Genomic DNA, 14,527 nt, shown 5'->3' on the forward strand with positions numbered 1-14,527 from the left:
GTGCTCAGGTGGCCCGTCGCCTGCGCGACCCCGGCCGCCGCTCGCTCGGCCGCGTCACCGGGTCACCGGCGTCCAGGGCCGCGGTGCGGCGCCGCAGGCCGAAGTCGGCCAGCGCCTCCGCGAGCTTGTGCACGGACGGCTCCGGGGCCATGACATCCACCCGCAGCCCGTGCTCCTCGGCCGTCTTGGCCGTCGCCGGGCCGATGCAGGCGATCACCGTCACGTTGTGCGGCTTCCCGGCGATGCCCACCAGGTTCCGCACGGTCGAGGACGACGTGAAGAGCACGGCGTCGAAGCCGCCGCCCTTGATCGCCTCACGGGTCTCCGCCGGCGGCGGCGAGGCCCGCACGGTCCGGTAGGCCGTGACGTCGTCGACCTCCCAGCCGAGCTCGATCAGCCCGGCGACGAGGGTCTCCGTGGCGATGTCGGCGCGCGGCAGGAAGACGCGGTCGATCGGGTCGAAGACGGGGTCGTAGGGAGGCCAGTCCTCCAGGAGACCGGCGGCGCTCTGCTCGCCGCTCGGCACCAGGTCCGGCTTCACACCGAAGGCGATCAGCGCCTTGGCGGTCTGCTCGCCCACCGCGGCCACCTTGATGCCCGCGAAGGCGCGCGCGTCGAGGCCGTACTCCTCGAACTTCTCCCGGACGGCCTTGACCGCGTTGACGGAGGTGAAGGCGATCCACTCGTAGCGGCCGGTGACCAGGCCCTTGACGGCCCGCTCCATCTGCTGGGGCGTGCGCGGCGGCTCGACGGCGATCGTCGGGACCTCGTGCGGCACGGCGCCGTAGGAGCGGAGCTGGTCGGAGAGCGACGCCGCCTGCTCCTTCGTGCGCGGCACGAGGACCTTCCAGCCGAACAGCGGCTTGGACTCGAACCACGCCAGCTGGTGGCGCTGGGCGGGGGCGGAACGCTCGCCGACCACGGCTATCACCTGACGGCCGCCGTCCGGCGAGGGCAGCACCTTCGCCTGCTTCAGCATCTGCGCGATCGTGCCGAGGGTGGCCGACCAGGTGCGCTGGCGGGTCGTCGTACCGGCGACCGTGACCGTCATCGGGGTGTCGGGCTTACGGCCGGAGGACACCAGCTCACCCGCAGCGGCGGCGACCGAGTCGAGGGTGGTGGAGACGACCACCGTCCCGTCGGAGGCGCCGACCTCCGTCCAGCAGCGGTCGGACGCGGTGCGCGCGTCCACGAACCGGACGTCCGCGCCCTGCGCGTCCCGCAGCGGCACCCCCGCGTAGGCGGGCACGCCGACGGCCGCCGCCACGCCCGGGACCACCTCGAACGGCACCCCGGCGGCGGCGCAGGCGAGCATTTCCTCGGCCGCGTACGTATCCAGTCCCGGGTCCCCGGACACCGCACGCACGACCCGCCTGCCGCCCCGCGCGGCCTCCATGACAAGATGTGAGGCATCCCGCACAGCGGGTACCTCGACGCTTGTTGACGTGCCGTCAACAAGCGTGGGTACAGGCGTGCCCGTGCCCGGAAGCGGGTCCGACGAAGGACCGGTTTCCGCGTTCACGACGGATACGCCGGGCCGTGCGTGCGTCCGTACGACGTCGAGCACCTCGTGCTCGGCGACGAGGACGTCCGCGTTGGCCAGCGCCTCCACGGCGCGCAGAGTCAGCAGTCCCGGATCCCCGGGTCCGGCACCCAGGAAGGTGACGTGCCCGTGCTCAGGACCGGCGGCGGCAGGAAGGGCGGTGGGGCTCACTGTGCTCGCTCCCCCATCAGACCGGCCGCGCCCTGGGCGAGCATCTCGGCGGCGAGTTCGCGACCGAGCGCCATTGCCCCGTCGTGCGTCTCGGGCACGGGACCGGTGGTGGACAGCTGCACCGTACGGGTGCCGTCGGTGGTCCCGACGACGGCCCGCAGGCGCATTTCCTTGACAATCTGCCCGTCGGCCAGAAGGTCGGCCAGCGCGCCCACAGGGGCGCTGCAACCGGCCTCCAGGGCGGCGAGCAGTGACCGTTCGGCGGCGACGGCGACCCGGGTGAACGGGTCGTCGAGCGCGCCGAGCGCGGCGATCAGGTCCGCGTCGTCCGCGGCACATTCGATGGCCAGGGCTCCCTGGCCGGGGGCGGGCAGCACGGTGTCTATCGACAGGAAGTCGGTGACCTCGTCGATCCGTCCCATGCGGCTCAGGCCCGCGGCGGCCAGCACCACCGCGTCCAGCTCGCCGCCCTTGACGTACCCGATGCGCGTGTCGACGTTGCCGCGTATCGGGACCGTCTCGATGTCCAGGCCGTGGGCGCGGGCGTACGCGTTCAGCTGCGCCATGCGGCGCGGCGAACCGGTGCCGATGCGCGAGCCGCGCGGCAGGTCGGTGAACTTCAGCGCGTCCCGGGCGACGATCACGTCGCGGGGGTCCTCGCGCACCGGTACGGCGGCCAGGACCAGGTCCTCGGGCTGCGTGGTCGGCAGGTCCTTCAGCGAGTGAACCGCGAAGTCGACCTCCCCCTTGAGCAGCGCGTCGCGCAGGGCCGTGACGAACACACCGGTGCCGCCGATCTGCGCGAGGTGCTCGCGGGAGACATCGCCGTAGGTGGTGATCTCGACGAGCTCGACCGGTCGGCCGGTCACCCGGCGCACGGCGTCCGCGACCTGCCCGGACTGGGCCATGGCGAGCCTGCTCCGCCTGGTCCCGAGTCTCAGTGCTCTCGTACTCATGCCGCTCATGCCGGCCCTCGGTTCTCTGCGTTCTTCTCGGTGCTGTCCTCGGCCCGTGACACGGCGGCCACCGCCTCCTGGTCGAGGTCGAACAGGGTCCGCAGCGCGTCCGCGTACCCGGCGCCGCCGGGCTCGGCGGCGAGCTGCTTGACCCTGACGGTCGGCGCGTGCAGCAACTTGTCGACGACGCGCTTCACGGTCTGCGTGATCTCGGCGCGGTGCTTGTCGTCGAGGCCGGGCAGCCGCCCCTCCAGGCGGGCGATCTCGCCGGCGACGACCTCGGCGGCCATCGAGCGCAGCGCGACCACGGTCGGGGTGATGTGCGCGGCGCGCTGGGCGGCGCCGAACGCGGCGACCTCGTCGGCGACGATACGCCGGACCAGGTCCACGTCGGTGGCCATCGGCGCGTCGGCGGAGGCCTCGGCGAGCGACTCGATGTCGACGAGGCGCACCCCGGCCAGCCGGTGCGCGGCCGCGTCGATGTCCCGCGGCATCGCCAGGTCCAGCAGGAACAGCACCGGCTCGGGGCGTACGGGGGTGACGACCGGCTCGGGCCTGCGGCGCTCGGGGATGCGTCCCACGGTGGCGGCGGTCGCGGCGAGCGCGGTGATCAGTTCGGCGTCGGCCTCGGGACCGCGGCGGCCGGCGGTACGGCGGTCCACGGTCGCGTTGTCGACCCAGGCCGCGTGCTGTTCCAGGGTCGCGGCGTCCATGCCGGCGACGGCGGCCTCGCCCATCACGGAGAACCCGGGCTGCTGCTGCACGGCGGACAGGTCCAGCGGGCAGTTCTCGTCGGTGCCGAGCGAGGTCGGCGGCAGGGGCCGTACGGAGGGGGTCTCCTCGTCGAAGACGACGGGCTCGCCGGTGCGGCCCTCGACGGCCGCCGCGACGGCCTCCGCGGTGAGGACGAGTCCCGTCGCCCCCGTACAGGAGACGGCGACGTCGGCACGTGTCAGCTCGGCCGGCACCGATTCGATCGGGACCGCGCGGGCCGCCACGTCCGTGGTCTCGTCCTCGGTCAGTATCCGGGCGAGGCGTTCGGCGCGGTCGAAGGTGCGGTTGGCGACGACGACCTCGCCGACCCCGGCGCGCGCGAGGGTCGCGGCGGCGAGGGACGACATCGAGCCGGCCCCGATGACCAGCGCCCGCTTGCCCCGCGCCCAGTCCCTCACGTCCCCGCCGGCGGCGAGCTGTTCGAGTCCGAAGGTCACCAGCGACTGTCCGGCGCGGTCGATGCCGGTCTCGGAGTGGGCGCGCTTGCCGACTCTGAGGCCCTGCTGGAACAGGTCGTTCATCAGCCGGCCGGCGGTGTGCAGCTCCTGCGCCCTGGCCAGGGAGTCCTTGAGCTGCCCGAGGATCTGCCCCTCGCCGACGACCATGGAGTCCAGCCCGCAGGCCACCGAGAACAGATGGTGGACGGCCCGGTCCTCGTAGTGGACGTAGAGGTAGGGGGTCAGTTCCTCGAGACCCACGCCGCTGTGCTGGGCGAGCAGCGTGGACAGCTCGGCGACACCGGCGTGGAACTTGTCCACGTCGGCGTAGAGCTCGATGCGGTTGCAGGTGGCGAGGACGGCGGCCTCGGCGGCCGGTTCGGCGGCGACCGTGTCCTGGAGCAGCTTGAGCTGGGCGTCCGGGGAGAGGGAGGCCCGCTCCAGGACGCTGACGGGAGCGCTGCGGTGGCTCAGTCCGACGACGAGGAGACTCATGCCGGCATCACGGCGGGTACGTCCCCGTCGGGCCCCTGGTCGGTGGTCTCGTCGTGCGCCACGGGCGGCGGTACGGCGCCCTCGTGGGCGGCGTTCTCCTCGCCTGCCTTGCGCTGCTCGTGGAACGCGAGGATCTGCAGCTCGATGGAGAGGTCGACCTTGCGCACGTCGACTCCGTCCGGGACGGACAGCACGGTCGGCGCGAAGTTCAGGATGGAGGTGACCCCGGCGGCCACGAGCCGGTCGCAGACCTGCTGGGCGGCGCCGGCGGGCGTGGCGATGACACCGATCGACACGCCGTTGTCGGTGATGATCTTTTCCAGGTCGTCCGTGTGCTGCACCGGAATGCCCGCGACGGGCTTCCCGGCCATCGCCGGGTCGGCGTCGATGAGGGCGGCGACCCGGAAACCGCGGGAGGCGAACCCGCCGTAGTTGGCGAGGGCGGCGCCCAGGTTTCCGATGCCGACGATCACTACCGGCCAGTCCTGGGTGAGCCCGAGCTCACGGGAGATCTGGTAGACGAGATACTCGACGTCGTAGCCGACACCGCGCGTTCCGTAGGAGCCCAGGTAGGAGAAGTCCTTGCGCAGCTTGGCGGAGTTGACCCCCGCCGCCGCGGCCAGCTCCTCGGAGGAGACCGTGGGGACCGAGCGCTCCGACAGTGCGGTCAGCGCGCGGAGGTACAGCGGAAGCCTGGCGACGGTGGCCTCGGGAATCCCTCGGCTACGGGTCGCCGGTCGGTGAGTTCGGCCAGTTGCCACGGTGCTCCTGCGGGTAGAGCGGGGCTGCGGGCGGTCACACGTACCCAGACCGCCCCGTCGACAGCAGGCTATGTCTTTGTGAACGCGTGCACAAAGATGGTGTCCGATTTGCCCGGCCAACGTGACCGGGGTCACGCGCGTCGTTCCCGGGGACAACGCTGGGGGCAAATCCGACACACTCCTCGTGAATCCCGCCCCCGAGACCAAAGCGCCATCGATCCTAAGCGACGACCGGCGTGTCTTGTACTGGCCGGTCAGCACAGCTAGGGCCCTTCTGACGGATCTCCGTGGGTGAAGGAGCGGCGTTCGGTGCGCGCGATCGGCGTGCGGCGTGGAGGGTCATGTGGCGGAGCCACCTGGCCCTTCGCGCCGTGCGGCGAGCGGGCGTGCCGGGCGTCGCGACGCCGCGGAGATCCGTCAGAAGGGCCCTAGGTGGCCAGCTCCTTGCGCAGGCGCGTCTCGTCCACCCGCCAGAAGGTGTGCTGCCTGCCGTCGACGAGCACGACCGGGATCTGCTCCCAGTACGCGTCGTGCAGCGCCTTGTCCTCGGTGATGTCCTTCTTCTCCCAGGGCACGCCGAGCTCGCCGCACACCTTCTCGATCACGGCCTGCGCGTCCTCGCACAGATGGCAGTCGGGCTTCCCGATGAGCGTGACGAGCCGGTCCCGCGGGGCCGGCCCCTTCCGTCGAAAGAGGGGACTCATACGGGTCATTCTCGCGCCTCTTTAACGGCGCGGTCGCGGAGAGTTCACACCCCGCGAACCTCGCCGCTCCGGAACCACCGAACAAACTGGCTATGCTCACGCCATGGCCGCTCTCGGATGGCTCACCCCCCGTAGGCGCTCCGCCACGGCGCGGAGCGTGTTGGCTGGCGAGGCCTCGGCTGAGGCCGCCCGCAAGTCCACTCAGGAAGAACAGCACCAGGTCCCCGAGGACGAGGGGACAGAACCGCAGTTCCCGGTCCACGGCGACGCGCTGGCCGCCGCCTTCTTCGACCTGGACAACACGGTGATGCAGGGCGCCGCCCTGTTCCACTTCGGCCGTGGCCTGTACAAACGCAGGTTCTTCGAGACCCGCGACCTGGTCCGGTTCGCCTGGCAGCAGGCGTGGTTCCGGCTGGCCGGCGTCGAGGACCCCGAGCACATGCAGGACGCCCGCGACTCGGCCCTGTCCATCGTCAAGGGCCACCGCGTCGCCGAGCTCCAGTCCATCGGCGAGGAGATCTACGACGAGTACATGGCCGAGCGCATCTGGCCGGGCACCCGGGCCCTCGCCCAGGCCCACCTGGACGCCGGTCAGAAGGTGTGGTTGGTCACAGCCGCCCCCGTCGAGATCGCCACGGTGATCGCCCGCCGCCTCGGCCTCACCGGGGCCCTCGGCACGGTCGCCGAGTCGGTCGACGGCGTCTACACGGGCAAGCTCGTCGGCGAACCGCTGCACGGCCCCGCCAAGGCGGAGGCGGTCCGCGCCCTGGCCGCGGCGGAGGGCCTCGACCTCTCCCGCTGCGCCGCCTACAGCGACTCCCACAACGACATCCCGATGCTCTCCCTCGTGGGCCACCCGTACGCCATCAACCCCGACTCCAAGCTCCGCAAACACGCCCGGGGCCTCGACTGGCGCCTGCGCGACTACCGCACGGGCCGCAAGGCGGCGAAGGTGGGCATCCCCGCGGCGGCCGGCGTGGGAGCGGTGGCCGGAGGAACCGCGGCGGCGATCGCCCTGCACAAGCGACGCCGGTAACCGGCCCCACCCGCACCAAACAGACGGTCGTACCCCCCACTGCGGCCGTCTATTCGCATTGTCCGCGCACAGCCACAACACACCCCGGACCGACCCAAAACACAAACCTTTCCGATCAATAACCGCTCACCCCGTGCAACTTGACCGCACACCATTCGGGCACAGAAGCGACGTAATCGAAGTTTTGAGCAACTCGGTGTAGCAGCGCCTGCACGAAGCGTTATTCTCCTCAGACGCAAACCGGTACCCCCCCTGTCGCTACGACGGGTGAAAGGTCCCGCACTGCACGTGATGGAAGCTCTGCCTCTGGGAGTCCCGTGTACCCACACGTCGGGGTTGACGCCTCGGGCCTGGCTACGCTGCGCGCAACAGTCGCCACGATCAAAAAGTCGCTGCGCGTCCCCACCGCGTACGGCGTCCCCGCCCTCGCCACCGCCGTCCCCGCGGGACCCGCGGGTCCGTGCTACGCGCTGGCGGAAAGCAGCGCCGCCGTCGGCAGAAGGGGACGCTCGTCCGGCGGCGCGACCACCTCGGCCCGCCGTCCCGCGGCCGACAGCGACAGCGCCCGGATGATGGACCTCGTCGAACGGGCCCAGGCCGGCGAGTCCGACGCGTTCGGGCGCCTGTACGACCAGTACAGCGACACCGTCTACCGCTACATCTACTACCGCGTCGGCGGCAAGGCGACCGCCGAGGACCTCACCAGTGAGACGTTCCTGCGCGCCCTGCGCCGCATCGGCACCTTCACCTGGCAGGGCCGCGACTTCGGCGCCTGGCTCGTCACCATCGCCCGCAACCTCGTCGCCGACCACTTCAAGTCCAGCCGCTTCCGGCTGGAGGTCACCACCGGCGAGATGCTCGACGCCAACGAGGTCGAGCGCTCCCCCGAGGACTCCGTCCTGGAGTCCCTCTCCAATGCCGCCCTGCTGGACGCCGTACGCCGGCTCAACCCCCAGCAGCAGGAGTGCGTCACCCTCCGCTTCCTGCAGGGCCTGTCCGTCGCCGAGACCGCGCGCGTGATGGGCAAGAACGAGGGTGCCATCAAGACCCTCCAGTACCGCGCCGTCCGCACCCTCGCCCGGCTTCTGCCGGACGACGCCCGCTGAGCGAGCGGCGCCGGTCCCGCCCGGGCCGGCGCACCCACTGTCGGCGATCCCCAACTCACTTTGAGTGAAAGTCCGTTGCCTTCCCCATCCGATCATCCGCCGTCCGTAACCCAAGTGCCGCGCCAGTCGTTGTGCGGGATACAGGCTCCCTGTGGTCACGTCCCGGCCGACCCCGATCACTCGATCGAGGGAAAGCAGAACGGGGCGTGCAACCCTCGAGACCCCCGGGGAGTCGACCGTCATGACGAGAGGAGGTGCCGCCAGTGATCGCGAACGTATCGGCGCACCGGCGGGCGAACGCCTTCGCCCAGGCCCTGGAGGAGCAGTCCGACCAGGGCACGGCGGCCGAGCAGACCGAAGGATCACCGCCGGCGCCGGCCGCTGCGGACCAGACCGAGCAGGGCCGCCTCCTGGCCCTCGCGACGAGTCTCGCCGAGCTGCCCAAACCGGAACTCGACCCCGAGGTCAAGGTCGTCCAGCGGGCCCAGTTGGTCGCCGCGATGGAGGCCATGCTGCAGGCGGGCACCGCGGGAGGCGAGGCGGCGGACACGTCCGTACCCGAACAGCGATCCCACCGCGCCAAGGGCGGCGCGCACCGGGCGAGCCCCCTGGGAAAGCTCCGGCCGCGCAGCCGGATCGCCAAGGGCCTCACCGCGGGCGGCCTGAGCGTGGGCGTGGCCGCGGGAGCCTTCGGCGGGGTGGCGGCGGCGAGTTCCGACGCCCTCCCCGGTGACGGGCTCTACGGCCTCAAGCGCGGCATCGAGGATTTCAAGCTGACCTATCTGTCCGACGGCGACGACGAGCGCGGCCGGACCTACCTCGACCAGGCCTCCACCCGGCTCAGCGAGGCCCGCCGCCTCATGGAGCGCGGCCGCGGCGGCCACCTCGACCACGAGTCCCTCGGCGAGATCCGCCGCGCCCTCAGCGGTATGCAGCACGACGCCTCCGAGGGCCACCGACTGCTCCACGAGGCGTACGAGCGCGACCCGGACTCCCTGGGCCCCATCCAGGCCCTGGAAGCGTTCTCCCGCTCCCACCGCGACGCCTGGGGCGCCCTGCGCGAGAAGCTGCCCGTCCAGCTGGGCGACGTGAGTCAGCAGGTCTCGTCGGTCTTCGAGGCCATAGACGAAGAGGTCGCCCCGCTGCAGTCCCTGCTCCCCCGGCCCCCCGCCCAGGGCGGCACCGGCAAGCAGGGCGTCGGCCCGTCCTCCCCGGCCGGCTCCACGGGCACGGGCCGCTCGACGACCCCCAGCGCCGGAGACAGCTCCCAGGGCGGCGACACCGGCACCGGCAGCAGCCCCAGCAAGTCGACGGGCTCCGGCACGAGCGACGACGGCCTCCTCGGCGGCAGCACCGGCGGCCTCCTGGACCAGCCGGAGGGCACCACCTCGACGTCCCCGTCGACGAGCACCCCCTCCACGGCCCCCGACGTCACCATCCCACCCCTCCTCCCCGGCCTCCTACCGGGCCTGGGAATCGACAGCGAGGACGCGAGCTAGCGAACACCGATGGGGGCGCCCCTTCCCTGGGGGGCGCCCCCATCGTCGTACGTCTGAAGCCCTGGAGAAACCCTAGAAGAACACCGACCGCCGCTGCACCAGCAACTTGGCCCCTCCTGTCTGCTGCCCTCGCACTGCTTCGCAGGCTTCGAACAGCCGCGCCGGACTCCGTCCGCCGGCTCTCAGCACCGCGTCACCCCACCGCGGGACGGACCCCCATCAGAAGAACACCGACCGCCGCTGCACCAGCAACTTGTACAGCGTGTGCTGGATCTGCTCCCGTACCTGGTCCGTGAGGTTGAACATCAGCATCGGGTCCTCCGCCGCCTCCGGCGGATAGCCGTCCGTCGGGATCGGCTCACCGAACTGGATCGTCCACTTGGTCGGCAGCGGCACCGCGCCCAGCGGCCCGAGCCAGGGGAAGGTCGGCGTCAGCGGGAAGTACGGGAAGCCCAGCACCCGCGCCAAGGTCTTCGCGTTGCCGATCATCGGGTAGATCTCCTCCGCCCCGACGATCGAGCACGGGATGATCGGGGCCCCCTGCCGCAGCGCCGTGGAGACGAAGCCGCCCCGGCCGAACCGCTGAAGCTTGTAGCGCTCGCTGAAGGGCTTGCCGATGCCCTTGAAGCCCTCCGGCATCACCCCGACCAGTTCCCCCGCCGCGAGGAGCCGTTCGGCGTCCTCCGAGCAGGCGAGGGTGTGCCCCAGCTTGCGCGCCAGCTCGTTCACCACCGGCAGCACGAACACCAGATCCGCGGCCAGCAGCCGCAGATGACGGCCCGCCGGATGCCAGTCGTGGACGGCGACCTGCATCATCAGACCGTCCAGCGGCAACGTCCCGGAGTGGTTGGCGACGATCAGCGCCCCACCCTCCGCCGGGATGTTCTCGATGCCCTTGACCTCGACCCGGAAGTACTTCTCGTACACCGGCCGCAGCAGCGACATCAGGACCTGGTCGGTGAGCTCCTCGTCGTAGCCGAAGTCGTCGACCTCGTAGTCACCCGTGAGCCGCCGCCGCAGGAAGGACAGCCCGCCCGCGATACGCCGCTCCAGGCCCCCCTCGTCCCGCGCATCGGTCGTCACAGGAACATCATCCTGCCCTACGGCCCTGGTGGGCAGGGGCTGGACCTCGCCGATCTCACCGGCCTCACCGATCTCACGGACCGGTGCGGGCTCGCCGTTCTTGCGCCGGCTCCCCGCACCCCGGCGCCGCGCCGGCCGCGCCGTGGCGCCCCCGCGGGTCCGGTCGTCGTCGAACGGAATGACCTTGGCGTCCGCCATCGTTGATGCGCTCCTCAGTCTGCGCTCGGCGTCGAGGGGTGGGCCGCTGGGCGGCCACTCCGGGGGAGGGGCAGGGCGGCGAGAGGCAGCGCGGCGATCCGCTCCACGGCCCCCGCGACGGCCTCCGGAGGCAGCAGCCCCGGCCCCTGACTGCGCGCGAAGTCCGCGAACGTCTCCGCCGTCGTGAACCGCGGGGCGAACCCGAGCGTCTCGCGCATCTGCGTGGTCGACACGACCCGCCCATGGGTCAGCAGCCGGATCTGCTCCGGCGAGAAGTCCGTCATCCCCAGCGTCCGCACCAGCGACCCCGCCCAGGTGACCGCCGGCAGCAGCAACGGCACCGTGGGCCGTCCGAGCCGCCGCGAGCACTGCGACAGCAGCAGCACCCCGTCCCCGGCGATGTTGAAGGTCCCGCTGTTGAGGGTGCCCCGCGCCGGCTCGTGCGAGGCGATCCGCAGCACGTCGATCACATCGTCCTCGTGGACGAACTGGAGCCGGGGGTCGTAACCGAACACGGTCGGCAGCACGGGCAGCGAGAAGTACGAGGCGAGCGGCGTCTCGGCGGTCGGCCCCAGGATGTTCGCGAACCGCAGCACGCACACGGCCACATCGGGCCGCCGCCGCGCGAACCCGCGCACATACCCCTCCACCTCGACGGTGTCCTTGGCGAACCCCCCACTGGGCAGGGACTTCGCGGAGGTGGTCTCGGTGAACACGGCGGGATCCCGGGGCGCGGACCCGTACACATTGGTACTGCTCTTCACGACCAGCCGCTTCACACTGGGCGACTTCTGACAGGCGCCGAGCAGCTGCATGGTCCCGATGACGTTGGTCTCCTTGACCGTGGTCCGGCTGCCACTGCCCAGCGCGGTCGCCGTCACATCGAGGTGGACGACGGTGTCGGCACCGGTCTCCGCCAGCACACGGGCGATGGTGGGCTGCCGGATGTCGGCCTGGACGAACTCGGCACCGCCCAGATGGTGCTCGGGCCGCACGGCGTCCACCCCGATGACCCGCTCGACGTCGGGGTCACGCAGAATCCGTCGTACGAACCGGCCCCCGAGCTGGCGGGCCACTCCGGTCACGAGCACGACCTTCCCCAAGACCAGCGCCTTCCTCTCGACCGCACTGACGCACTGCTCGTACCCTGCCGCGTTCCCCGTGTGCGGACCAACCTATCGGGTCGATGTTGCGCTGTGATGACCACCGACATGCGTGTGGCCCCCGCCGGCAGAACCGACTGGGGGCCACACCGCGCTTCCGCGGCTCGCGCCTTGCGAAGAACTAAGGCAGAGCCTTACTTCTTGTTACGACGCTGAACGCGCGTGCGCTTGAGCAGCTTGCGGTGCTTCTTCTTGGCCATCCGCTTGCGCCGCTTCTTGATAACAGAGCCCACGACTACCCTCGCTCACTTCTCATCACTCGGTGTTTGGGCGCCATGGGCCCATACGACCTACGAGGGGCCAGCCTACCCGCCCGAGCGCCGAGGTCGTAATCGAGGGCTCCGGAGGGGGTCCGTCAGGCGGTTTCCACCCCCACATAACTCTCGCGGAGGTACTCGTGGACCGCTTGCTCGGGGACGCGGAAGGACCGCCCCACCCGGATCGCGGGCAGATGACCGCTGTGCACCAGCCGGTACACGGTCATCTTGGACACTCGCATCACCGAGGCGACTTCCGCCACGGTAAGGAACTGAACCTCGTTCAGAGGCCTTTCGCCAGCTGCAGCCATGACACACCTGAACCTTCCGCACTCGACGGCCACCGGCTTCCCCTTCCGGTGACTCTTCGTCGTTGCGTGCTCACTCCCCAATGTAGGGGCCTGTGATGCGAGTGGGGAAGAGGTGCACCCATCGCAGGCCTACTGTGACAGACACGCTCGATTGAGTACGTAGCGGGTCAGCGGCAGGTAGTAATCGGACCGCGCGCCGTCATCAAGTGGAACGACGACGGACACGACCCCCTCCGCCTCCCCCACGAACAGCGCGGGATCATCGACATCCGCGATCCCGATCGCCTCGAACCCCAGCTGACCTGCGCCGCAGACCCATCCATGATCCCCGATCACAAGATCGGGCAACACGCCGGCCTCCTCGGCGGCCGCCCCGAGCGCCACCCGAACCGGCAGCGGGGAATGACTGTGCACAGGGGTCGCACAACCGGCGCGTTCACGACTGTGTTCCCGCACGACCCCGACCCCTCGTACGTAGTCGAGCTGGGCCGTGCGTAGACCGAACCGGGTCGTTATGTCGACACAGCGACCCTGCGCAGGGGTGAGGACAGTACATCCCACCGCCGACAAAGCGTCTGCAAGACCGGCGTAGAACCCCAGCAGCCGGTCCGGATGCCCCGTCCCGAGCAACACGGCCCCACCACGCTGGGCAACCGCCCCCACCCGCTCCCCGAAGGCGTCGAGCGCGGCGACGGTCTTCTCGGGGTCAATCACATCCTGCCCTGAAACACACCGCGGATCGTCCGAAACCCCACACCGCTCGCTCATCAACGCGACCAATTCCCGCACACCCCAGTCCCCTCGGGGATCCAACCCGATCAACACCCGAGGATCCCGAGCAGCGAACAACCGATACCTCCGAAGACTCACCTCCCGAGCCGTCCCCACGACCCCCGCCAACCCCACCCCCACGAGATAACCCCGAATCCCCCCACCCCCATCACTCCACACCCTCCCCATCCTGACCCACCCACCCCTCCCCAACCGAAGAACCGGGGCAAAGTCCCCACGGTTGGCGTAAGGGGACGGGTGGAGGGCGCAACACCGAGCCCTGACCGGGGCGGGGCCGGGCCGGGCCCGGGAGGAGGGCAGCAGCCCCCGCCGGGGTCCGGGCCCGGGAGGGGGAGGGCAGCAGCCCCCACCGGGGTCCGGGCCCGGGAGGGTGCACGGGACGCAAGTCGCCGCCGGGGTCCGGGCCCGGGAGGGTGCACGGGACGCAAGTCGCCGCCGGGGTCCGGGCCCGGGAGGGTGCACGGGACGCAAGTCGCCGCCGGGGGTCGGGGCGGCCCCGGACGGTCGGTCAGCCGCAGGGCGACCCGAGCCCGCTCCAATACGGCGGCCAGCCGACGGAACTCTGCCGCGCCCGAGGGCAGGCGACCCGCAGGCCCCCGGGGGGTGCGGGGGACGCAGTCCCCGCCGGGGGCCGGGGCGGACCCCAGGGAGGGATGCAGCGCCGAGCCCCGCCAGAGCCTGGGGCGGAGCCCGGGGAGGGGCGCAGGGGACGCAAGTCCCCTCCGGGGGTCGGGGCGGAGCCTTCCCCCATGGGGTCAAGGGCGGACCCCATGGAGAGATTCAGCGCCGAGCCCCACCAGAGCGTGGGGCGGAGCCCGGGAGGGGCGCAGGGGACGCAGTCCCCGCCGGGGCCGCAGTCCCCGCCGGGGCCGCAGTCCCCGCCGGGGCCGCAGTCCCCGCCGGGGCCGCAGTCCCCGCCGGGGCCGCAGTCCCCGCCGGGGCCGCAGTCCCCGCCGGGGCCGCAGAGCCCGCGAAGGGGGCCGCGCCCGGGCCCAACCAGGGCGCGGGGCGTAGACCCGGCCGGGGTGCAGGGGACGCAGCCCCCGCTGGGGGCCGGGGCAGCGCCCGCGAAGGGTGCCGCGCCCGGGCCCGACCAGGGCGCGGGGCGTAGACCCGGGAGGGGTGCAGGGGACGCGGGGGCTCGGGGCGGAGCCCCGGGAAGGGTGCACGGGACGCAAGTCCCTGCCGGTTCCCGGGGCGGAGCGCAGGGGTGCAGGGGACGCAGTCCCCGCCGGGGGTCG

At 71.7% G+C, this 14,527-nt stretch carries 13 protein-coding genes; 3 read left to right on the forward strand and 10 right to left on the reverse strand.

The window, feature by feature from the left end; translation table 11 throughout:
• Positions 1–4: 4 nt before the first annotated feature.
• From OG852_RS20865 to OG852_RS20885, 5 genes are all read right to left on the reverse strand, one after another.
• The gene (locus tag OG852_RS20865; protein WP_133917845.1) at positions 5–1,714 is read right to left on the reverse strand and encodes a uroporphyrinogen-III synthase; all 1,710 of its coding nucleotides are present in this window, start codon (positions 1,712–1,714) and stop codon (positions 5–7) included.
• Entirely contained in the window at positions 1,711–2,670 is a 960-nt protein-coding gene (hemC, locus tag OG852_RS20870) for a hydroxymethylbilane synthase (RefSeq protein WP_133917846.1), read from the reverse strand. The genes OG852_RS20865 and hemC overlap by 4 nt, the downstream gene beginning before the upstream one ends.
• A 5-nt stretch (positions 2,671–2,675) precedes the next feature.
• Positions 2,676–4,376 carry a glutamyl-tRNA reductase gene (locus tag OG852_RS20875; RefSeq protein WP_330348657.1) on the reverse strand — a complete coding sequence of 567 codons (1,701 nt, stop codon included), beginning with the start codon at positions 4,374–4,376 and terminating at the stop codon, positions 2,676–2,678.
• On the reverse strand, positions 4,373–5,137 hold the full coding sequence (locus tag OG852_RS20880) for a redox-sensing transcriptional repressor Rex (RefSeq protein WP_133917848.1): 765 nt from the start codon (positions 5,135–5,137) through the stop codon (positions 4,373–4,375). The genes OG852_RS20875 and OG852_RS20880 overlap by 4 nt, the downstream gene beginning before the upstream one ends.
• 428 nt (positions 5,138–5,565) lie before the next feature.
• Entirely contained in the window at positions 5,566–5,841 is a 276-nt protein-coding gene (locus OG852_RS20885; RefSeq protein ID WP_133917849.1) for a glutaredoxin family protein, read from the reverse strand.
• A 103-nt stretch (positions 5,842–5,944) separates the two neighbouring features.
• On the opposite strand from OG852_RS20885, the gene OG852_RS20890 reads away from it, so the two are divergent.
• The 3 genes from OG852_RS20890 to OG852_RS20900 all read left to right on the forward strand — a co-directional run bounded on the left by OG852_RS20890 (position 5,945) and on the right by OG852_RS20900 (position 9,482).
• On the forward strand, positions 5,945–6,877 hold the full coding sequence (locus OG852_RS20890) for an HAD family hydrolase (protein ID WP_330348658.1): 933 nt from the start codon (positions 5,945–5,947) through the stop codon (positions 6,875–6,877).
• 317 nt (positions 6,878–7,194) lie between these two features.
• Positions 7,195–7,983: an ECF subfamily RNA polymerase sigma factor, BldN family gene (locus OG852_RS20895; protein ID WP_133917851.1), complete on the forward strand. Its 789-nt coding sequence runs from the start codon at positions 7,195–7,197 to the stop codon at positions 7,981–7,983.
• Positions 7,984–8,246: 263 nt separating this feature from the next.
• The gene (locus OG852_RS20900) at positions 8,247–9,482 is read left to right on the forward strand and encodes a DUF5667 domain-containing protein (RefSeq protein WP_133917852.1); all 1,236 of its coding nucleotides are present in this window, start codon (positions 8,247–8,249) and stop codon (positions 9,480–9,482) included.
• A gap of 219 nt (positions 9,483–9,701) precedes the next feature.
• On the opposite strand, the gene OG852_RS20905 is transcribed toward OG852_RS20900, so the two are convergent.
• The 5 genes from OG852_RS20905 to OG852_RS20925 all read right to left on the reverse strand — a co-directional run bounded on the left by OG852_RS20905 (position 9,702) and on the right by OG852_RS20925 (position 13,454).
• Positions 9,702–10,763 (reverse strand): lysophospholipid acyltransferase family protein, encoded by a 1,062-nt coding sequence (locus OG852_RS20905; RefSeq protein ID WP_330348659.1) that lies wholly within the window; start codon positions 10,761–10,763, stop codon positions 9,702–9,704.
• Between the two features lie 14 nt (positions 10,764–10,777).
• A complete protein-coding gene (locus OG852_RS20910) occupies positions 10,778–11,866 on the reverse strand; it encodes an NAD-dependent epimerase/dehydratase family protein (protein ID WP_133917854.1) in 1,089 nt (362 codons plus the stop codon).
• Between the two features lie 194 nt (positions 11,867–12,060).
• Positions 12,061–12,159 carry a 30S ribosomal protein bS22 gene (locus tag OG852_RS20915; RefSeq protein WP_003948845.1) on the reverse strand — a complete coding sequence of 33 codons (99 nt, stop codon included), beginning with the start codon at positions 12,157–12,159 and terminating at the stop codon, positions 12,061–12,063.
• A 122-nt stretch (positions 12,160–12,281) separates the two neighbouring features.
• Entirely contained in the window at positions 12,282–12,494 is a 213-nt protein-coding gene (locus OG852_RS20920; RefSeq protein ID WP_004984898.1) for a helix-turn-helix domain-containing protein, read from the reverse strand.
• Between the two features lie 129 nt (positions 12,495–12,623).
• Positions 12,624–13,454 carry a phosphatase gene (locus OG852_RS20925; protein ID WP_133917855.1) on the reverse strand — a complete coding sequence of 277 codons (831 nt, stop codon included), beginning with the start codon at positions 13,452–13,454 and terminating at the stop codon, positions 12,624–12,626.
• Between the last annotated feature and the right edge of the window lie 1,073 nt (positions 13,455–14,527).

Source organism: Streptomyces sp. NBC_00582, assembly GCF_036345155.1.
Lineage (GTDB): Bacteria > Actinomycetota > Actinomycetes > Streptomycetales > Streptomycetaceae > Streptomyces.